General features: G+C 66.8%; 18 protein-coding genes, 2 tRNA genes and 1 pseudogene. 14 read left to right on the top strand and 7 right to left on the bottom strand.

Features of this window, described 5'->3' with window-relative positions; genetic code table 11:
* Window positions 1-8: 8 nt before the first annotated feature.
* From yidD to rpmH, 3 genes are read right to left on the bottom strand one after another with little or no spacing between them, the layout of a single operon-like run.
* Window positions 9-404, bottom strand: coding sequence for a membrane protein insertion efficiency factor YidD (gene yidD / locus LF262_RS07205; RefSeq protein WP_372462748.1), 396 nt, complete (start codon window positions 402-404; stop codon window positions 9-11).
* Window positions 388-819, bottom strand: coding sequence for a ribonuclease P protein component (rnpA, locus tag LF262_RS07200; protein WP_235779601.1), 432 nt, complete (start codon window positions 817-819; stop codon window positions 388-390). Before rnpA ends, yidD begins: the two co-directional genes overlap by 17 nt.
* A 49-nt stretch (window positions 820-868) precedes the next feature.
* Window positions 869-1006: a 50S ribosomal protein L34 gene (rpmH, locus tag LF262_RS07195; RefSeq protein ID WP_127513203.1), complete on the bottom strand. Its 138-nt coding sequence runs from the start codon at window positions 1004-1006 to the stop codon at window positions 869-871.
* A 591-nt stretch (window positions 1007-1597) separates the two neighbouring features.
* Here rpmH and dnaA point away from each other — a divergent pair.
* From dnaA to LF262_RS07140, 11 genes and pseudogenes are all read left to right on the top strand, one after another.
* Window positions 1598-3022: a chromosomal replication initiator protein DnaA gene (gene dnaA, locus LF262_RS07190; protein ID WP_235779600.1), complete on the top strand. Its 1425-nt coding sequence runs from the start codon at window positions 1598-1600 to the stop codon at window positions 3020-3022.
* A gap of 482 nt (window positions 3023-3504) precedes the next feature.
* The gene (gene dnaN / locus LF262_RS07185) at window positions 3505-4629 is read left to right on the top strand and encodes a DNA polymerase III subunit beta (RefSeq protein WP_235779599.1); all 1125 of its coding nucleotides are present in this window, start codon (window positions 3505-3507) and stop codon (window positions 4627-4629) included.
* 68 nt (window positions 4630-4697) lie between these two features.
* A pseudogene (gnd, locus tag LF262_RS07180) lies at window positions 4698-5591 on the top strand (phosphogluconate dehydrogenase (NAD(+)-dependent, decarboxylating)); the annotation flags it as partial.
* A 19-nt stretch (window positions 5592-5610) separates the two neighbouring features.
* Window positions 5611-6903, top strand: a complete 1293-nt coding sequence (gene recF / locus LF262_RS07175; protein WP_235779597.1) for a DNA replication/repair protein RecF — start codon at window positions 5611-5613, stop codon at window positions 6901-6903.
* Window positions 6896-7507 (top strand): DciA family protein, encoded by a 612-nt coding sequence (locus tag LF262_RS07170; RefSeq protein WP_235779596.1) that lies wholly within the window; start codon window positions 6896-6898, stop codon window positions 7505-7507. Before recF ends, LF262_RS07170 begins: the two co-directional genes overlap by 8 nt.
* A 211-nt stretch (window positions 7508-7718) precedes the next feature.
* Complete coding sequence (gyrB, locus tag LF262_RS07165) at window positions 7719-9827, top strand: DNA topoisomerase (ATP-hydrolyzing) subunit B (RefSeq protein WP_308190501.1); 2109 nt, start codon at window positions 7719-7721, stop codon at window positions 9825-9827.
* A gap of 92 nt (window positions 9828-9919) precedes the next feature.
* Complete coding sequence (gene gyrA / locus LF262_RS07160) at window positions 9920-12532, top strand: DNA gyrase subunit A (RefSeq protein WP_268933681.1); 2613 nt, start codon at window positions 9920-9922, stop codon at window positions 12530-12532.
* The gene (locus LF262_RS07155) at window positions 12529-13125 is read left to right on the top strand and encodes a DUF3566 domain-containing protein (protein WP_235779594.1); all 597 of its coding nucleotides are present in this window, start codon (window positions 12529-12531) and stop codon (window positions 13123-13125) included. The genes gyrA and LF262_RS07155 overlap by 4 nt, the downstream gene beginning before the upstream one ends.
* Window positions 13126-13196: 71 nt before the next feature.
* A tRNA-Ile gene (locus tag LF262_RS07150) sits at window positions 13197-13270 on the top strand.
* A 22-nt stretch (window positions 13271-13292) separates the two neighbouring features.
* A complete protein-coding gene (locus tag LF262_RS07145; protein ID WP_308190500.1) occupies window positions 13293-13424 on the top strand; it encodes a DLW-39 family protein in 132 nt (43 codons plus the stop codon).
* A gap of 21 nt (window positions 13425-13445) precedes the next feature.
* A tRNA-Ala gene (locus LF262_RS07140) sits at window positions 13446-13518 on the top strand.
* Window positions 13519-13653: 135 nt separating this feature from the next.
* On the opposite strand, the gene LF262_RS07135 is transcribed toward LF262_RS07140, so the two are convergent.
* Window positions 13654-14736 carry a DUF1648 domain-containing protein gene (locus LF262_RS07135; RefSeq protein ID WP_235779592.1) on the bottom strand — a complete coding sequence of 361 codons (1083 nt, stop codon included), beginning with the start codon at window positions 14734-14736 and terminating at the stop codon, window positions 13654-13656.
* The gene (locus tag LF262_RS07130; protein WP_235779591.1) at window positions 14733-15125 is read right to left on the bottom strand and encodes a GntR family transcriptional regulator; all 393 of its coding nucleotides are present in this window, start codon (window positions 15123-15125) and stop codon (window positions 14733-14735) included. The genes LF262_RS07135 and LF262_RS07130 overlap by 4 nt, the downstream gene beginning before the upstream one ends.
* Before the next feature lie 92 nt (window positions 15126-15217).
* Here LF262_RS07130 and LF262_RS07125 point away from each other — a divergent pair, with 92 nt between their 5' ends.
* On the top strand, window positions 15218-16165 hold the full coding sequence (locus tag LF262_RS07125) for a DMT family transporter (RefSeq protein ID WP_235779590.1): 948 nt from the start codon (window positions 15218-15220) through the stop codon (window positions 16163-16165).
* On the opposite strand, the gene LF262_RS07120 is transcribed toward LF262_RS07125, so the two are convergent.
* Window positions 16162-17037, bottom strand: a complete 876-nt coding sequence (locus LF262_RS07120; protein WP_235779589.1) for a glycosyltransferase family 2 protein — start codon at window positions 17035-17037, stop codon at window positions 16162-16164. The two genes, LF262_RS07125 and LF262_RS07120, sit on opposite strands and share 4 nt — an antisense overlap.
* A 143-nt stretch (window positions 17038-17180) precedes the next feature.
* Complete coding sequence (locus LF262_RS07115) at window positions 17181-18269, bottom strand: hypothetical protein (protein ID WP_235779588.1); 1089 nt, start codon at window positions 18267-18269, stop codon at window positions 17181-17183.
* A gap of 165 nt (window positions 18270-18434) precedes the next feature.
* Here LF262_RS07115 and LF262_RS07110 point away from each other — a divergent pair, with 165 nt between their 5' ends.
* Both LF262_RS07110 and LF262_RS07105 read left to right on the top strand, forming a co-directional pair.
* Entirely contained in the window at window positions 18435-18980 is a 546-nt protein-coding gene (locus tag LF262_RS07110) for a peptidylprolyl isomerase (protein ID WP_235779587.1), read from the top strand.
* 7 nt (window positions 18981-18987) lie between these two features.
* Window positions 18988-19866 (top strand): rhomboid family intramembrane serine protease, encoded by an 879-nt coding sequence (locus tag LF262_RS07105; RefSeq protein WP_235779586.1) that lies wholly within the window; start codon window positions 18988-18990, stop codon window positions 19864-19866.
* Window positions 19867-19876: the final 10 nt, after the last annotated feature.

Below are 19876 nucleotides of genomic sequence, written 5' to 3'. Positions count from 1 at the left end.
TGTCTTCCCTATTTCCTCGTGTCAGTGTCGTCGGTCCAATAGCGGTCGGGGTGGTTGAGCACCACGATCCGCGGGGTGCGGTCCTCGGGCCAATGCCGATGCCCTTCAGGGACGGGATCGATTCCCCCAGCGTTCCAAGGGTGGCACCGAACCAGTCGCCGTACTGCCAGATACGATCCTCGCACAGCACCGTGCACGCTGACGGCCTCGAGCGCGTAGGCCGAGCACGAGGGGAAGAAGCGGCACACCTGCCCGTAGAGCGGGGACACGACGGCGCGGTAGGCCTTCAGCAGCAGGATCAGGAGCTGCTGCGGCAAGGTCCACACGAAACGCACGACGGCGGCCGCCCACGTGGGCAGGGCCGCTCGCCCCGCCGCTGCGGGCATCTCAGCCCTGGCTGCCATCCGCTGTCCTCTCCCGTTCCGTACGCTCGCCGGTGCCGGCACCCTCGTCTGGGCCCTTGCCTTCGGCCGTGCCTCGCTCAAGTCGCCGAAGTGCACCGCCCAGCGCCGACTTGTAGTCATTGCTGAGCTCGGCCCAGCTCGCCCGTGCCGAGGCAGGCAGTGCACGCACTACCACGTCCAGCCCAGCCGGGCGGTCGCGGACGGTGAAGGCAGCGGCCTCCCTCAGCCTCCGTTTAACGAGGTTGCGGGTAACGGCGTTCCCCACGGCCTTGGACACGATGAACCCGAAGCGTGAGGGTCGGGGACCGGTACGCACCGCATACAGCACGACGTTCCGGCGTCCTTGGCGGACGCCGGAACGTACAGTATGCGTGAAATCGGCGCCGGAACGCAGGCGATGCGTCGCGGCGAGCATCAGGAACTCATCGACGCGTGCCTGCGACCGGGCCCGGCTGAGTCAGGACTCAGGCCGAGAGCTCGGTGCGGCCCTTAGACCGACGAGCGGCCAGGATCGCGCGGCCGGCGCGGGTACGCATACGAAGGCGGAAGCCGTGCTTCTTGGCACGACGGCGGTTATTCGGCTGAAAAGTCCGCTTGCTCACTTCTCTCACTCCAGTAGATCGAGTGCGTCTGCCGGACGGGTCGAAGTGCTGGCGGACGCTACATATTGGGGCCTGCCGCCCCCGCCGCGCCTCATGCCGGCCGCCGTTGAGCTCAATCCGAGAGGATTTCGCTGGGCGTCCGAGGACATGCGACAGGAGAAGTAGGCAGACACAGAGGACTTAACGACGTTAGGCCATCCGGGCGCGGAGCGTCAATTCGAGCGCAGCGCCAGATAGAGCGCCAGATACGACGACGCGCTACCGCACCCCTTGTCCCCAGCCTGTGTCCAACTCCACTCACAGGGCTGTGGACGGAATGGCCGTACCGCGGGGCGAGGGAACATCACGAGTGTAATTCATGTCCGCCCAGAACCCAGCTATCTTCGGGGTTGTTCAATCATCTAGGCTGTCCTAGTGCCACCTTCCGGGCCTGTGGGTATCCCTGTGGATGAACCACCTGGTTCCACGGAAGTGACGGTGCATGGGGGAACCGTCGTATCCCTGCCCGCGCCCGGACTCCCACCGGTCACCATCGCGTCACAGACGTGGGGCAGCCGGAGGGCGCAGATGATCAGGCAGGTAGAGGAGCACATGGGACCGGAGGAAGCCAACGAGGCAAACACCCTTGGCAGTTCGTGGCGCCGGGTGGTGCGTCTCCTTGAGGAGGACAACCGAGTCTCGCCACGTCAGCGCGGATTCGTCTCCCTTGCCCAAGCCCAAGGACTGATTGGCTCAACCCTCCTCGTCGCGGTTCCCAATGAACTCACCCGAGAGGTGCTCCAGGGGCAGATCAAGCCCGCACTCGACGACGCGCTCCGCTCGGTCTTCTCGGAGGACATCCGGTGCGCGATCGACGTCGACACGGATCTGGTCCCCGTGCACGGAGAGGCGTTCGAGCCAGTCAAGCGTCCGGACCTCCGCGAAGAACTGCGCGAAGAACTCCGCCCGGCGCCCACTCCCCCGAGTACATCCCAGGAGGTGAGCCGGCTCAATCCCAAGTACGTCTTCGACACGTTCGTGATCGGCGCTTCCAACCGCTTCGCCCACGCTGCGGCGGTCGCCGTCGCCGAAGCTCCCGCCAAGGCGTACAACCCGCTGTTCATCTATGGCGACTCGGGGCTCGGCAAGACCCACCTCCTGCACGCGATTGGCCACTACGCCCGCCGGCTCTACAACGGGATCCGGGTGCGGTACGTGAATTCGGAGGAGTTCACCAACGACTTCATCAACTCGATCCGTGACGACGAGGGCACGAGCTTCAAGACCACGTACCGCAATGTGGACCTCCTCCTGATCGATGACATCCAGTTCCTCGCTGGCCGCACGGGAACCATGGAGGAGTTTTTCCACACGTTCAACGCCCTGCACAACAGCAACAAGCAGGTCGTGATCACCTCGGACCAGCCGCCCAAGGCACTCCACGGCTTCGAGGACCGCATGAAGTCCCGCTTCGAGTGGGGGCTCCTGACGGACATCCAGCCGCCGGACCTCGAGACCCGTATCGCGATCCTCCGCAAGAAGGCCAACAGCGACGGGCTCTCCGCGCCGGATGACGCACTCGAGTACATCGCCTCGCGAATCTCCGCGAACATCCGCGAGCTCGAGGGCGCTCTGATCCGCGTGACCGCGTTCGCGAGTCTGAACAAGCAGCCGGTCGACGTCGCGCTGGCGGAGATGGTCCTCAAGGACCTCATCACCGACGACTCCGCGCTCGAGATCACCGCGGACCAGATCCTGACGGAGACGGCCGCCTACTTCAAGCTGACGGTGGACGAGCTCAACAGCAAGTCCCGAACCCGGACCCTAGTCACGGCCCGTCAGATCGCGATGTACCTATGCCGGGAACTCACCGACATGTCCCTGCCGAAGATCGGCCAGGTCCTGGGCGGCCGCGACCACACCACGGTGATCCATGCGGACCGCAAAATCCGTGAGCTCATGGCCGAGCGCCGCCCGATCTACAACCAGGTCACAGAGCTCACGAACAAGATCAAGCAGGCCCAGCGCGGCCTCTGATCACTCGGCCCTCGCGCATGCGTGCCTTATTAACAGGTGCTTGTGGACAACCTTGTGGATGGTTAAGTGCACATCCTCCTCGGATGGGGTGACAACCCATCCGTCGCTGTGGAGAGCACGAATCACACGGAATGACGCGTCCACAGCGCCACCTGACGATGTCCGCAGAGAATCAACACCGCGTGAACAGCCAACTTCCGCGCGAGTCCGCGGGCAGAAGCGGTTATCCACAGTTTCCACAGCGGTTATTAACACCACCAATACCAAGAATTATGAGATTTCTAGCCACCAGCTATCCCACGACCCTTCCCAACACCTCAGGTAGGCCTCAACTACACAAACCGGGTTGAGCCCGGACCCAGCCCTAGGGCTAAGCTGTGGTCAGCGTCTGCCGAGAGCCCACTTCCGTGTGATTCTCAGCAGGCACCCATGAACGTGCGCCCTCGCGGCCATGAGACAGCGATGAAAGGCGGAACGCGTCCGTGAAGTTCCGAGTCGAACGGGATGTCCTCACCGAGGCCGTGAGCTGGGCGGCCCGCTCGCTCTCTCCGCGTCCCCCTGTACCCGTCCTGGCCGGTCTCCTGCTCAAGGCCCACGACGGCGTTGTCAGCCTCAGCAGCTTCGACTACGAGACATCCGCGCGCCTTGAAATTCCCGCCGAGATCAGTGACGAGGGCACGATCCTCGTCTCCGGCCGCCTCCTCGCCGACATCTGCCGCAGCCTCCCGAATGCACCAGTGGACGTCGAGACAGACGGCACCAAGGTCACCCTCACGTGCCGACGCAGCTCGTTCCACCTCGCTACCATGCCCGAGGCCGAGTACCCGCCTCTCCCCGGCCTCCCTGCAATCCTGGGCAATGTCTCGGGTGACACCTTCGCGAAGGGCGTTGCCCAGGTGATCATCGCGGCCAGCAAGGACGACACACTGCCCATCCTCACGGGCGTACGGATGGAAATTGAGAGCGAGCTCATCACGCTCCTCGCCACCGACCGCTACCGACTGGCCATGCGTGAGATTCCATGGCAGCCGGCAAATCCCAACACATCGACCTCGGCCCTCGTGAAGGCGAAAACCCTCAGCGAAGTTGCCAAAACCCTCGGGGGATCCGGCGAGCTGAACCTCGCCCTCGCGGATGACGACTCCCGCCTCGTCGGCTTCGAAAGCGGCGGCCGCACCACCACATCCCTGCTCGTCGACGGCGACTACCCCAAGATCCGTTCTCTCTTCCCCGACTCGACGCCGATCCACGCCGTCGTCGCCACCCAGGACCTCGTCGAGGCCGTTCGCCGCGTTTCCCTCGTCGCCGAACGGAACACTCCCGTCCGCCTCGCATTCACCGAAGGCCTCGTCGCTCTGGATGCGGGCACGGGAGAGGACGCCCAAGCATCCGAGGAACTCGAAGCTCAGCTCACGGGCGAGTCAATCACGGTGGCCTTCAACCCCCATTACCTCATCGAGGGTCTCACCGTGATCGAGACGCCGTTTGTCCGCTTCTCGTTCACCAGCGCCCCCAAACCCGCCATGATCACCGCACAGCGGGAACTCGACGGCGAGGACGAGGACGATTACCGCTACCTCGTCATGCCGGTCCGGCTCCCGAACTAGAGGCCCTCACCGGATCACCCACCGGTAACCTCAACCACCCCCCGGGAAGCGTTCACGAAGGAAGGGACTCGCGCAAGATGCACATCGGACTCATCGGTCTTGGCAGGATGGGCTTCAATATGCGCGAGCGGCTGCGCCGCGCGGGCATCGACGTCACCGGATACGACCGCAACCCTGAGGCCAGCGATGTGTCGGACATCGAAGAGCTCGTCGGCGCTGTTCCCGTGCCCCGCATCATCTGGGTGATGGTCCCCTCCGGAGAGATCACGGACAAGGTCATCACCGAGCTCTCAGAGCATCTCTCCGAGGGTGATCTCGTGATTGACGGCGGCAACTCGCGCTTCACGGAGGACCAGCGGCACTCCGCGCTCCTGGCGGAGAAGGGGGTACGGTTCGCCGACTGTGGGGTCTCGGGTGGCGTGTGGGGCCTCGAGAATGGGTACGGCCTGATGGCCGGTGGTCAAGCGGAGGACATCGAACGCGCCATGCCGGTCTTCGATGCCCTGCGTCCGGAAGGCGAACGGGCCGACAGCTTCGTGCACGTAGGCGATGTCGGTGCGGGGCATTACGCCAAGATGGTCCACAACGGGATCGAGTACGGACTCATGCAGTCCTACGCCGAGGGCTACCAGCTCCTCGCGGCGAAGGACATCGTCACCGATCTGCCCGGTACGTTCCGCGCCTGGCAGAAGGGGACAGTGGTCCGCTCGTGGCTCCTCGACCTCCTGGTCAAGGCGCTCGACGAAGATCCCGGACTGGAGGCTATCGACGATTACGTCGAGGATTCCGGCGAGGGCCGGTGGACCGTCGAGGAGGCTATCGCCAACGCGATTCCGGCTCCCGCGATCACGGCCGCGCTGTACGCACGCTTTGAGTCCCGCGAGAACTCGTCCCCTGCCATGAAGATGGTCTCGGCGCTGCGCCACCAGTTCGGCGGGCACGCGACCCGACCGGCCAAGTAGGCAGGAGCCCGGCCCACCGGTGTACGTTGAACGCCTCTCCCTGACCGACTTCCGCTCCTACGCCCAGCTCGACCTCGAGCTCTCCCCGGGAGCCACCGTCCTCGTCGGACAGAACGGGGTCGGCAAGACGAACCTGGTCGAGGCCCTCGGCATGCTCTCGACGCTCAGCTCGCACCGGGTCAGCTCCGATGTACCACTCGTGCGCTTCGGCGCGGAGCGCGCGCTCGTCCGAGCAGGGTTCGTCCGTGGTTCACAGCGTTCGACCCTCGAGCTCGAGATCAACCCTGGCAGGTCCAATCGTGGCCGTGTCAACCGCGGAGGAACTGTTCGGGCACGGGACCTCCTCGGCATCGCACGCACTGTGCTGTTCGCCCCCGAGGACCTCAGCCTCGTCAAGGGCGACCCCTCTGCACGCCGCCGGTTCCTCGATGAGCTGCTCACGGTGCTCCTTCCCCACCTCGCCGGCACCCGCGCGGACTACGATCGTGTGCTCAAGCAGCGCAACGCCCTCCTCAAGAGCGCGAGGGCCGCCCGTTTCTCCCGCCGCGCACCGGTCGCCGATCGTGACTCGCCGGGCGGCGCCACCGTCGAGTCGACCTTGGACGTGTGGGACACGCACCTCGCCCGCGCCGGGGCCCGCCTCCTCGCCGCCCGGTTGAAGCTGGTGGACCGGTTGGGGCCGCACCTCGACGCAGCCTACGCGCAGCTCACCGACGGGTCGAAGGTTGCCCACGCGGTGTACCGCTCGAGCGTCGATGGCGCCGTCGCGGATACGGAGGAGGACGCGCACGACGCCGGCCACGCGCCGTCGTCCGCCTCAGAACCCGCGGCGGGACCCGCGGCCGGGATAGGTGGAAGCCTAGCGGGACTCGGTGTCGACGAGATCGCCGAACGATTCCTGGCAGCCCTCGCCGCGGCGCGGCGCCGCGAACTCGAGCGCGGACTGACGCTCGTGGGTCCGCACCGTGACGATCTGGAGCTGCTCCTCGGAGAGGCCCCCGCCAAAGGGTTCGCCTCGCATGGCGAGACATGGTCGTTCGCGCTCGCGCTCCGGCTCGCCTCCTACTACGTCATGCTCGATGACTCGGCAGTTGCCGGGGATGAGCCGATCCTCATCCTCGACGACGTGTTCGCCGAGCTCGATGCCGAGCGACGAGCGCGGCTTGCCGCAATTGTGGTGAAGGCGGAGCAGGTGCTCGTCACGGCCGCGGTCGACGCCGACATCCCACCTGAGCTCGGTGGGCGGCGGATCCGTGTGGTCCCGGGCGCGATCGCCCCGGACACAGCACCCGCGGAGCAGGGCGATGCCTGACGTCACGGGCCCGCACCACGGAGCCGGGCGTGCCGACCGAACCGGCGCCGTCGGTGGGGACACTCCGTCGGACGGCCAGCCTGCTTCCCACGAGGTCGACGCGGCGCGGGCCGCCCTCAACCGCGTGAGGCAGGCAGCCGAGGCGCGCGGTGAGGTCCGTGTCCGGGCCTCAGGCTCGCTCGTGCCTGACGCGAACGCGCCCCAGAAGCCGCGGGGAAGAAGGCCCAGGATTCCCGCCGGATACAGCGGGAGGGACCCTCAGGGGTTGGGTGCAGTGGTGAACCGCATGGTTGCCGAGCGCGGATGGAACGCACCAGTCGCCGTGGGGTCCGTCATCTCACGCTGGCACGAGCTCGTGGGACCGGAGATCTCTGCGCACTGCACGCCAGAGAGCTTCGAGGGCACCGACCTGCGCGTCCGCTGCGACTCGACCGCGTGGGCCACCCAGCTGCGCCTCATGAGCTCGACCCTCCTGGACCGCTTCCGCCGAGAGCTCGGCGAGGGCATCGTCACGCGCATCCAGGTGCTCGGCCCCTCCTCGCCGAGCTGGCGCAAGGGCCCACGGCATGTCCGGGGCAGGGGCCCGCGGGACACCTACGGCTGAGCGACGGGCGATTCATGGCGTGCACGGCGCGTGGGGCGCGCAGAAGCCCCCGAGAGGCACTCCCCCTTGGCAAGGCGCCGCTGGGAGACCCCGCGAGGCCTTTCCGGGCCTCCCAGCAGGCCCTCAGGGTGGCGATGGCCGTCCGGGCGAGCCGGACCCGGTAGAATTGACACGTTAAGCCCGCCTAAATGAAGAGGGGTCGAGAACGCCTGTGGCTGACGAGAGTCCAGTGGACCCGAACACCCAGCAGAACTCCGCGCAGCATGACGCTCACGAGAACGCAGATCGGCCCTCGGCATCCCGTCCGGAACCAAGGGAATACGGGGCAAGCAGCATCACAGTCCTCGAAGGCCTCGAGGCCGTGCGCAAGCGCCCCGGAATGTACATCGGCTCGACCGGCTCCCGCGGCCTCCACCATCTGGTCTATGAGGTCGTGGACAACTCGGTCGATGAGGCCCTCGCCGGATTCTGCGACCACATCCAGGTGACCCTGCAGCACGACGGCGGCGTGCGCGTCGAAGACAACGGCCGCGGGATTCCGGTGGACATCCACCCCACCGAGGGCAAGCCGACGGTCGAGGTCGTCATGACGATCCTCCATGCTGGCGGCAAGTTCGGCGGCGGAGGGTACACAGTCTCGGGCGGCCTCCACGGCGTCGGCATCTCCGTGGTCAACGCCCTCTCCACCCGGGTTGAGACCGAGGTGCGCCGCCAGGGCCACGTGTGGCGCATGTCCTTTCGTGACGGCGGCCACCCGGTGGGCGGGCTCTTCGAGGGCGAGGAGACGGAAGAGACCGGGACAACCCAGACCTTCTACCCGGATCCGACCATCTTCGACGACACGGTGTTCGACTTCGAGACGCTCCGTGCGCGTTTCCAGCAGATGGCCTTCCTCAACAAGGGCCTCCGCATCACGCTCACGGACGAGCGCAGGGGTGAGGAAGAGGAGAGCGAGGTCGCCGGCGAGCCTGGCGATGCGACGATCCGGCCCGAGGAAGCGGCCTCCACGGCGAAGCACCGCGTTGTCGACTACAAGTACGACGATGGCCTCCTCGACTACGTCAAGCACCTGAACTCCTCGAAGAAGATCGAGGTGATCGACGAAGAGGTCATCGCGTTCGACAGCGTGGACCACGAGCGCAAGATGGCACTCGAGGTTGCGATGCAGTGGACCACGGCATACGCCGAATCCGTGCACACCTACGCGAACACGATCAACACCCAGGAGGGCGGGACCCACGAGGAGGGCTTCCGCGCCGCGATGACCTCGCTCATGAATCGGTACGCGCGGGAGAAGGGCATCCTCAAGGACAAGGACGACAACCTGACTGGCGAGGACGTGCGCGAGGGGCTCACCGCGGTCGTGAGCATCAAGCTCGCCGAACCTCAGTTCGAGGGCCAGACCAAGACCAAGCTCGGCAATTCGGAGGCGAAGGGCTTCGTCCAGCGGGTTGTCACTGACCAGCTCGGAGACTGGCTCGAACGCAACCCGGGCCCGGCCAAGGACGTGATCCGCAAGGCGCTCCAGGCCTCGCAGGCGCGCATGGCGGCCCGCAAGGCCCGCGACAACGCCCGGCGCAAGAGCCCGCTCGAGTCGTTCGGCATGCCCGGCAAGCTCTCTGACTGCTCGAGCAAGGACCCCTCGCGCTGCGAGGTCTACATCGTGGAGGGCGACTCGGCAGGCGGGTCGGCAAAGCGCGGCCGCAATCCCGAGACCCAGGCCATCCTGCCGCTGCGGGGCAAAATCCTCAACGTGGAGCGCGCGCGCCTCGACAAGGCGCTCGGCAACGCCGAGGTCCAGTCCATGATCACCGCGTTCGGCACCGGGATCGGCGAGGAGTTCGACATCTCCAAGCTGCGCTACCACAAGATCGTGCTTATGGCGGACGCCGACGTGGACGGCCAGCACATCACGACCCTGCTCCTGACTCTGCTGTTCAGGTACATGCGCCCGCTCATCGAAAACGGCTACGTGTTCCTGGCCCAGCCCCCGCTGTACCGCATCAAGTGGTCCAACCACGCCCACGACTATGTGTTCAGCGATCGCGAGCGGGACGAGGCCATCCGCACGGGCATTGCCAACGGCCAGCGCCTGCCCAAGGAGAACGGCATCCAGCGCTACAAGGGCCTCGGCGAGATGGACTACACCGAGCTGTGGGACACGACCATGGACCCGGACCGGCGCACGCTCCTGCAGGTGACGATGGAGGACGCCGCTGCCGCGGACCAGACGTTCTCCGTGCTGATGGGCGACGACGTGGAATCCCGCCGCCACTTCATCCAGCAGAACGCCAAGGACGTCCGCTTCCTGGACATCTGATCTCGGGTACGACGAGCAACTAGAGGAGAGAATCTGTGAGCGACGAGACTCCCGAGAATCCCGACGGCACCACCCCCGACGAGGCGGCCTTCATGGCTGATTATTCGCCTGCGGCTGGCGCAGCGGTCGACCGCATCGAGCAGGTCGACCTCCAGACGGAGATGCAGCGGTCCTACCTCGACTACGCGATGGCCGTGATCGTGGGGCGGGCGCTTCCGGACGTCCGGGACGGCCTCAAGCCTGTGCACCGCCGCGTGCTGTATGCCATGTACGACGGCGGCTACCGCCCCGACCGCGCGTTCAACAAGTGCGCGCGCGTGGTGGGCGACGTCATGGGCACGTACCACCCGCATGGCGACATGGCGATCTACGACGCCCTCGTCAGGCTCATCCAGGACTGGGTCATGCGGTACCCGCTCGCTCTCGGCCAGGGCAATTTCGGCTCCCCCGGAAACGACGGTGCCGCTGCTCCCCGCTACACCGAGACGAAGATGGCCCAGCTGGCCATGGAGATGGTCCGGGACATCGACGAGGAGACCGTCGACTTCCAGGACAACTACGACGGCAAGAACCAGGAGCCCACGGTCCTGCCGGCGCGGTTCCCGAACCTGCTCGTCAACGGCTCATCCGGCATCGCCGTGGGCATGGCCACGAACATCCCCCCGCACAACCTGCGCGAGGTGGCCGACGGCGTGCAGTGGTACCTCGAGAACCCCGAGGCGACCCGTGAGCAGCTCCTTGAGGCACTCCTGACCCGCATCAAGGGGCCCGACTTCCCCAGCGGCGCCACAATCCTCGGCCGCAGGGGTATCGAGGACGCGTACCGGACTGGCCGCGGCTCGATCACGATGCGTGCAGTGGTCAACGTCGAGGAGATCCAGGGGCGCACATGCCTCGTGGTCACTGAACTGCCGTACATGGCCAACCCGGATAATCTCGCCATGAAGATCGCGGAGCTCGTCAAGGACGGCAGGATCTCCGGCATCGCGGACCTGCGCGACGAGACTTCAGGACGCACAGGCCAGCGCCTCGTGATCGTGCTCAAGCGCGACGCGGTCCCGAAGGTCGTCCTGAACAACCTGTACAAGCACACGCAGCTTCAGGACAACTTCGCGGCGAACATGCTCGCGATTGTTGACGGCGTGCCTCGCACCCTCTCGCTCGACGCGTTCGTCCGGCACTGGGTCACCCACCAGATCGATGTGATCGTCCGCCGCACCCGGTACCGGCTGCGCAAGGCCGAGGAGCGCATGCACATCCTGCGTGCCCTCCTGAAGGCCCTCGACATGCTCGACGAGGTCATCGCCCTCATCCGCCGCTCCCCCACGGTGGAGGATGCGCGAGAGGGCCTCAAGTCGCTCCTGGACATCGACGACATCCAGGCCCAGGCCATCCTCGACATGCAACTCCGCCGCCTCGCGGCCCTCGAGCGGCAGAAGATCATGGACGAGCACAATGAGCTCGAGGCGCTCATCACCGAGTACAACGCGATCCTCGCCGACCCGGCGCGCCAGCGGCAGATCATCTCCGAGGAGCTCACCGGAATCGTCGACAAGCACGGCGACGACCGCCGCACGCGCGTGGTCGCGGGCTTCGACGGGGACATGAGCGTCGAGGACCTCATCCCCGAGGAGGAAATGGTCGTCACGATCACCCGCGGCGGGTACGTCAAACGCACCCGCAGCGACCAGTACCGCCAGCAGCAACGCGGAGGCAAGGGCGTCAGGGGTGCCCAGCTGCGCGTGGACGACGTGGTGGAGCACTTCTTCGTGACGACCACGCACCACTGGCTCCTGTTCTTCACGAACCTCGGACGGGTGTACCGGGCCAAGGCCTACGAGCTCGCGGAGGGCGGCCGCGACGCGAAGGGCCAGCACGTGGCGAATCTGCTCGCGTTCCAGCCGGACGAGCGCATCGCCCAGGTCCTCGCCTTGCGGGACTACCAGCAGGAGCCCTACCTCGTGCTCGCGACGAAGAAGGGCCTGGTGAAGAAGACTCGCCTCGAGGACTACGACACGAACCGGTCCGCGGGCGTCATCGCCATCAACCTCCGAGAGGACGATGAGCTCGTCTCTGCCCAGCTCGTGAGCGAAACCGACGACCTCATGCTCGTCTCCCGCCACGGTCAGTCGGTTCGGTTCACGGCGAACGATGACGCGCTGCGTCCCATGGGCCGTGCGACGAGCGGCGTGACTGGCATGAAGTTCCGTGACGACGACGAGCTGCTTGCCGCGGACGTCGTGACCGACAGCTCCTTCGTGTTTATCGTCACCGGGGGCGGCTACGCCAAGCGCACCGCGGTCGAGGAGTACCGCGTCCAAGGCCGCGGCGGCCTCGGCATCAAGGTGGGCAAGTACCAGGAGGAGCGGGGGCACCTCGTGGGCGCCCTGATCGTCAACGAGGAAGACGAGGTGCTCGTGGTCATGGAGGGCGGCAAGGTGGTCCGCTCCGCAGTGACCGGCGTACCGGCTAAGGGCCGTGACACGATGGGCGTCATCTTCGCCAAGCCGGACAAGGGAGACCGCATCATCGCCGTCGCGAAGAACACCGAACGGACCCTCGGCGGCGAGCAGGAAGCGGCGCCCGAGGGCACGCCGTCGGACGCCGAGGAGGCCTCGGTGGCCGAAGGAGGGGAGGCAGCGGAGGAGCCTCATGCCGTAACGTTGGCTGGAGACTCAGACCAGACTCCGGGAGGTAACGAGTGAGCACGCCCGAGAACGCGCCGTCGTCCGGCGGCTACCCGCCGGCCGCTGCGCCGTCGCGCCCGCCGCAGCGTCCCAGTTCCCCGCCCCAGTCCGCCGGGGCGGGCGGCTACGGCGCTCAGCGCCCGTCCGAGCGCCCGCTCACGGCGGCTGCCGCACAGCGGGCCACTGGCCAGCGCACAGGGCAGCGCCCGGGCCAGTCCGGCCTGGTGCGCCCGGCCCCGAAGGCCAAGCAGCGGCGTGCCCGCCTCATCGTGAGCAAGGTCGACACCTGGTCGGTGCTGAAGATGGCCTTCCTGCTCTCCGTGGCGCTGGGCATCGTCACGGTGGTCGCCTCGATCGTGCTCTGGATGGTGCTGGACGTCACGGGCATCTTCGACAAGATCAACGGCCTCCTCGGCGAGGTGGCAGGCTCCGAGAGCGGCACCGTCGACCTCAAGAAGATCGCATCGCTGGGCCAAGTGGCCTCCTTCGCCACGATCATCGCGGTCGTCAACGTCGTGCTGCTCACGGCGCTGTCGATGCTCACGGCCGTCCTGTACAACATCTCAGCCACGCTTGTGGGAGGCATCGGGGTCACCCTCACCGACGACTGAGCTGATTTGGCCGGCAACAGAAATGTGCTGTAGAGTCAGGTCTCGGCCCGAGGGCAATGAACGGGCTGTTGGGGCGTATAGCTCAGGCGGTTAGAGCGCTTCGCTGATAACGAAGAGGTCCCAGGTTCAAGTCCTGGTACGCCCACGGAACTTTGGTATTCGTACACGTGGAGGTGCCCGTGAAGAGACTGATTGCGCTCGCAGTCGCTGCTCTGGCGGGTGCTTTCCTGTATCGGAAGGCCAAAGAGTCCGAGGCTCAGAAAGAGGTCTGGAGCGGGTCGACCGACGCAGTCGAGTAGCCCGAGATGTTCCAGAGCCACGGGGGCATGGCGCAATTGGTAGCGCACCTGCTTTGCAAGCAGGGGGTTAGGGGTTCGAGTCCCCTTGCCTCCACCGTGAGTTGAATGAGGGAAGCCAGGCGTTCTGAACGCCTGGCTTTCTGGTTTCCCCTGTCTGACGCGGATTCAGCACTTCGCGCCCACTGTCACGTTCGGGCCCATCTACGAGCGTTACGAGGGCAGGTGGGGGTCAGCCCTCGAAGCGTAGGGCGATCGCGAGGCCGATCAGGGCGACTAGACCGACCAGGAGCATCGCCGCCGTGGGGTTGCCGAAGTTGAGCGTCCATCCCAGACTGAACCGACGCGGGACCAGCAGCGCGCGGTCTTCACGATTGATGTAGATCAGTCCGCCCCGCCAGTATCTGTCGTCGTCCCGGTGGGACAGGCCGGTGTCCTCCTCCCCCTCGTCCGGCTCGCGGTTGTTCCGGGCCAGGACCACGGCGGCCACTGCGACGGCGGCCAGAATCGGGAGCCCGATCACCGCGGACGCCCACTGAGTGACCGTCCCTGTCCACATCAGCAGCGACGATCCGAGCATCCCGAGGTCGATCACCGCGGCCAGTCCGAGCAGGGCCTTCGCGCCGAGGACCATGTAGTGGCGGTGCCAGCGCGCGGAGCCGGCAGGGTGCGCCGGGTCGATGTCCGGTCGGCTGCGGAAGATGATGGCCGCCGCCATGCCGGCGAGCAGTGCGGTGATGCCGACCTGGACGAACACCAGTGAGAACGCTGTGCCCACCGACTTGGCGGCGATCCTGTTGGGCATGCCCTTGGCGTAGTGCACCGCGAGCACCTCGGGCATGGACGGGTAGCTGAGCACGCCGATGGCCACTGTGGCGACCGTGAGTATCAGCGCCGGTGCTAGCCAGAGCCAGGGGAAACGCGGCGGGTCGGTCCGCAGCCCGGTGTCCACCGCGATGGCCTGGTGCAGGCCCTTGTACCAGCCTCCAGCGGCCTTGGCCGCACGGATCTCGCGGTTGGCCAGGAAGAAGCAGCCGTACCAGAGCCCGACGAGAAGCAGCACCGATAGCGACGGCAGGAATGTCTCGCCGGTCAGGCCGTAGACGACGACGCCGACCGCGGCGGCGAGGGTCCAGCTGGCCACAACCCGCGAGCGGTAGATGCGGGTCTGCCTAAGCACGGTCGGGTCGTCTGCATGCTGCTCCGGCACCCGGACTCCGAAGGGCACGGTCCGACTGTTGATCGAGGGAAGCAGCAGGGCGACTGCCAGCACCAGTGCCGACAGCGCCGAGCTCAGCACGACGGCAATGGTCATGGCATCTCCTCTGTCTGGGTGGATCCGAATGATTCGAGCACGGCCCGGCAGGCCTTGAGGACCTCCTCGGGGGGCACTCCTGCGGCAACGGCCTCGGCCAGCAGGGTCCGCGCCCTCGCGGCCCACTCTGCGCGGAACGGCGCGCCCGCGTCCGTGAGGGCCACCACCGCGCCGGTCTTGCGGTTCAGCCGGATCAGGCCCTGCTGGCGCAGGAGGTCGTAGGCCTTGTTCACGGTGTGGAAGTTGATCCCGAAATCCGCAGCAAGGGCCCTGGTGGATGGCAGCGAGCTGCCCTCCGTCAGCACGCCGTCGGCGATCGCCTCCACGATCTGGTCCCGAAGCTGCTGGTAGATCGGCGCTTCGCTGTCGAGGTCGACGGTGAGGATCATCGGTCCAACCTCCCGCCCCTTTGATGTATGAGTTATAGAACAACAGGCGGAGAGAGGCAAGGTGCTGGGCCGCGCGGCACTAGAGTGGGCTGGTGATCCCCCTCCTCGTGGTGCTCGGCGTTCTGGGCGTCTCCGCCTCCGGCCCGCTCATTGCCGCCACCCTCGCGGGCACTTCGGTGACGGCGCTTGCGATCGCCTTCTGGCGCAACGCCATCGCGGCCGTCGTCATGGCCGGGCCGGTCGTGGTCCGGAGCCCGCAGCAGTTCCAGCGGCTCGGGCGGCGCGAGTACATGTGGTCAGGGATTGCTGGGACGGCGCTGGCCTTCCACTTCGTGTGCTTCATCCTCTCGCTCACGCTGACATCGGTCGCGGCCGCCACGGCGCTCGTCTGTCTCCAGTCGGGCTGGATCGCCGTGTTCTCGCTCCTGCGCGGCCGCAGGCTGCCGGCGGCCGTCCTGGTCGGGCTCGGGCTGGCGTTCGCTGGCGTCGTGGCGATCACTGGACTCGACCTCGGCTCATCGCGCGAGGCGGTGCTGGGCGATGTCCTCGCAGTCTCGGGCGGGATCCTCGCCGGCCTGTACACGATGGCGGGGGGCAAGGCACGCCAGACCATGGGAACGGGCACGTACACGGCCGTGTGCTACTCGGTCTGCGCCGCGCTCGTGGCCGTCATGGCGCTCTCCACGGGGCAGCAGCTCACGGGCTTCGAGCCTCTCGGCTGGGTGGGCATCCTCGCGATCACCGCCGCCGCCCAGCTTGTGGGGCACACCGCGTTCAACCATCTCGTGGCGACCCTGAGCCCGCTCGTCGTCTCGATGTTCATCCTGCTCGAGATTCCCGGCGCGGCCCTGCTCGCGGCAGTCTTCCTCCACGAGGTCCTCCCTGCCGGGATCTACGCAGGGCTCGGCCTTATCCTGGCGGGGCTCGCCGTCGTCGTCATCGGCCAGCGCCGCAACAGGTCAGCGGCGGGACCGAGGGCTCAGCCGGAGGCCGGGAGCGGACCGGAGGCCCGAGTCGAACCGGAGCTCGGCGCGGACTAGACCCCGCCGCGCTTGACCGCAGGCTGGTTGGCCGAGTGGATGGCCCGGAGGAGCTTGGCGGGGTAGTACACCGAGAAGATCACGGCCATTGGGGCGCGGAGGGCGATCTTCTTGATGTTGTGCGCTTTGTAGGTGCGGTCAAAGCGCTGGACGTAGTACCGGTAGTCCTTCGGCGAATCCTCGAGCCGGCGGGCGGACATCCCTGAGACCATTTCGGGCCAGTACTGGATCTTGAGCCCATGCTCGGCCAGATGCAGCGACAGGTCGATGTCCTCGTGCATCTCGTCCTTCTCATCGCGGCAGGTGGAGCCGCGGATTGACTCCCAAGCCGTGCGGCGCATTGCCATGTTGGAGCCGAACAGGAAGTGGTACTCGTGGCGCGAGAGCTTGAGCAGGAGCTGGCGCACCTTGTCGTCCGCCTTGAGCCCGAACCGCCGCATCGGCATGTCGTAGTAAATCACCGGCCCCGTTGCGGCCTGCACGCTCTGGTCCGCGAAGGCCCGCTGAACCTCCTCGACCCAATCGGGTTCCAGGAGCGAGTCCGCGTCGATCCTGCCGAGGATGTCTCCCGTGGCGTGGTCGAGGCCGAAGTTCCGGGTGGGAATGAGTCCCTGCTCGCGGTCCTGGGTCAAGAGGCAGATCCTTGACTCTGGATATTCCTGCTGCAGCTGGCTCACGGTCTGGGCGGTGGAGTCCTTCGACATGTTGTCCACGACGATGATCTCGTGGGCCGGGACCGACTGGTAGATCGCCGCCGTCACGCACTGGCGAATCACGCTCTCCTCGTTGTACGCCGGGATCACGATCGACACGCTCGGCGACAGCGACGCAGGCGCGGCCGTGGCGTTGATCAGGGCGTTTTCCGTGAGCATCAACACCAAATCTAGCAAAAGCGAGGGCCCGTCCGGGGCGCCCTGTGACGGCAGAGCGCACGACGGCGGCAACGCACGCGGACGCGGAACCGCACCTAGGCGGTTCCGCGCCCGCTGGTTCCGTGAGGGCGGGTGGACGGGTGTCAGGCGCCCGGGGTCTCCTTGCCCTCGGACTTGTCGCCGTTGGAGGCGGCATGGATGTTCTTCATCGCCGTCGACGCTTCCGCCGCATGGGTCCCCGTTTTCGGCGCGCCAGACACTTCGTGCGCGGCGGTCTCGGTCCCGACGGTCCCGCTGACCTCCTCGGGATTGGTCGGCGAACCTTCGAGCACTGCGGCCTGGCCGGCGTCGAAGGTCGCCGCCGCTGCTGCCTCTGCCTCGTCAGCCGCCTCGGGTTCGACGGCAGAGACGGGCTTCTCTGCCGTCACGACCGGCTCGGTGTTGGCTGTGCTGGCCGGGACGGGTGCTGGCGTTGTGGTTGGAGTTGTCGCGGCGGCCGGCGTGGCGGCTGGAGGTGCCGTCGGCGTGCCGCCGGGAGCCGGCGTTACAGGAACGGGCGTCTTCCAAGGGTCCTCCACCGGCTTCGCTGCCTTCCAAGCGGCTACACCGGCTGCCACTGCTGCAGCCACCACTCCGAAGATGAGGAGGCCACGGCGCTTCTTCCTGCGCGGCGACACTTGGTCAGCGGCCCTGCGTGCGGCCTGCTGGGCTGCGACGACGGCATCCCTCGCGGCGGCGTCCGCCTGACGGACGATGCCCGACTCGGCGAGCTTCTGGGCCACCGAGTCGACGTGGCCTGGTGCAGTGGCGAGGCCGCGGTTCACGGACTCGGCGGCCTGCGCGATGCCGCCGGAGATCCTCGGCAGATAGGTGTCTGCCGCGTCCTTAATCGCGGGGGCCGCCTTGTCCACTACCTGATGGAGCCGCGGCGCGGCACTGTCGACTGCATCGGTGATCCGCGGCGCGAGCTGGGACAGCCCGTCCTGGAGCTTGGGCGTCACCGTCGCCACGCCTTCGGCGAGATTGTGGGCTGCGGACTTGAGCCCTTCCTGGATCCGCGGGGATGCGGAATCGAGTCCCTGCTGGATCCTCGGTACAGCCCACTGCACCGCGGCGTCGACGCGGGGCTGTGCCCACTCTCGCGCGTTCTCCACACCTGCGGCCACATTCTCCTGAACGTCCCGCGCCAGGGACTCGGACGCGTTCAGGCTCTTCTCGACTGGTTTCTTCACGACTACCTCCGGGAATCTGCTGGAACCAACGCCAGCCTACGTGGCACGCGTTGCCTAGGCTATGGCCACACGGCCCAAGAAGCCCCCGGGCTCCCCGATTTCACCCAGCGCGGAACGCCACGGGCACCGGGATTCGGCGCGTGCTGCCATGGAAGAATGGCCGCCATGAGCGCACAACCAACTGCCAAGGCAACCATCCACACAAACCACGGCGACATCGTGGTCAACCTCTTCGGCAATCACGCGCCGAAGACCGTGAAGAACTTTGTGGGCCTCGCCACCGGCGAGCAGGCGTGGACCCATCCCGAGACCGGCGCGGACATGACCGGCACCCCGCTCTACAACGGCACGATCTTCCACCGGATCATCAAGAACTTCATGGTCCAGGCCGGCGACCCGCTCGGCAAGGGAATCGGCGGCCCGGGCTACAAGTTCGATGACGAGATCCACCCGGAGCTGAACTTCAAGGAGCCCTACAAGCTCGCCATGGCCAATGCCGGCATTCAGGGCGGCAAGGGGACGAACGGTTCGCAGTTCTTCATCACCACCGTGGACACGAGCTGGCTCTTCGGCAAGCACACCATCTTCGGCGAGGTCGCGGACGAGGCGTCCAAGAAGGTCGTGGACGAGATCGAGTCCGTGCGCACGGGCATGCAGGACCGCCCGGCGGAGGACGTGGTCATCAACTCGATCGACGTCGAACAGCTCTGACCCACCCGTGGCCTTTGGAAGCCCGGCGGCCGGACCCGAGAGCATCCCGGTCTGCCCCCGTCACCCCGACCGCGTCTCCTATGTGACGTGCCAGCGCTGCGGGCGCCCCGCGTGCCCCGAGTGCCAGCGGCCGGCCGCCGTCGGCTTCCACTGCGTGGACTGCGTCCGCGAACTCTCCGCCGAACGAAAGGGCAGCCAAGCGCGCACTGCCTACGGCGGCACCGTCAGCCAGGGCGGCCGCCCGGCCGTCACGCTGACCCTCATCGGCGTCTGCGCCCTTGCCTACCTCCTGCAGTGGGTCATTCCCGGCTTCTCCGAGGACTTTGCCTACGCGAACTCGGCTGCGCTCACCGCCGCCCAGCCGTGGCGGATGCTCACGAGCGCGTTCCTGCACTCGCAGGGCTTCCTCCTGCACATCGTGCTGAACATGTACACGCTGTGGCTGTTCGGGCAGGCGCTCGAGCCGTACCTCGGCAGGACCCGCTTCCTGGCGGTGTACCTTCTCTCCGCTCTCGGCGGGTCCGTCGGATTCCTGCTGCTCACGCCCCACCAGGAGGCAGTGGTGGGGGCTTCAGGTGCAATCTTCGGACTCTTCGGCGGCCTCTTCGTCGTCATGCGCCAACGTGGGGGAGATGTGCGGCAGCTCGTCATTCTCATCGCGATCAACGCGGTGCTCGGCTTCATGATCCAAGGGATCGCGTGGCAGGCCCACCTCGGAGGCCTCCTCACCGGAGCCGTGTCGACGGCGGTGATCGCCTACGCGCCCCGGGGACGCGCGCGCACGGGAGTGCAGATCGGGGGACTCGTGGCGGTCGCAGTGGTTCTCGTGGCGGCGACGCTGGTGAAGGTCTCGAGTGTGCCCGTTCATGGGGGCGCGGTCCTCTAGAAGCCGCCGG

Source organism: Sinomonas notoginsengisoli, assembly GCF_021554725.1.
In the GTDB taxonomy this organism is placed as follows: Bacteria; Actinomycetota; Actinomycetes; order Actinomycetales; family Micrococcaceae; genus Sinomonas; species Sinomonas notoginsengisoli.
The sequence above is the reverse complement of the archived record's forward strand: the minus strand, read 5'-3'. Positions and strand labels throughout refer to the sequence as shown.

Coding starts and splice junctions, on each gene's coding strand:
- yidD (WP_372462748.1), bottom strand. CDS start 404: ATGGCAGCCAGGGCTGAGATGCCCGCAGCGGCGGGGCGAGCGGCCCTG.
- rnpA (WP_235779601.1), bottom strand. CDS start 819: ATGCTCGCCGCGACGCATCGCCTGCGTTCCGGCGCCGATTTCACGCAT.
- dnaA (WP_235779600.1), top strand. CDS start 1,598: ATGGGACCGGAGGAAGCCAACGAGGCAAACACCCTTGGCAGTTCGTGG.
- LF262_RS07170 (WP_235779596.1), top strand. CDS start 6,896: ATGCCTGACGTCACGGGCCCGCACCACGGAGCCGGGCGTGCCGACCGA.
- gyrA (WP_268933681.1), top strand. CDS start 9,920: ATGGCTGATTATTCGCCTGCGGCTGGCGCAGCGGTCGACCGCATCGAG.
- LF262_RS07135 (WP_235779592.1), bottom strand. CDS start 14,736: ATGACCATTGCCGTCGTGCTGAGCTCGGCGCTGTCGGCACTGGTGCTG.
- LF262_RS07130 (WP_235779591.1), bottom strand. CDS start 15,125: ATGATCCTCACCGTCGACCTCGACAGCGAAGCGCCGATCTACCAGCAG.
- LF262_RS07120 (WP_235779589.1), bottom strand. CDS start 17,037: ATGCTCACGGAAAACGCCCTGATCAACGCCACGGCCGCGCCTGCGTCG.
- LF262_RS07110 (WP_235779587.1), top strand. CDS start 18,435: ATGAGCGCACAACCAACTGCCAAGGCAACCATCCACACAAACCACGGC.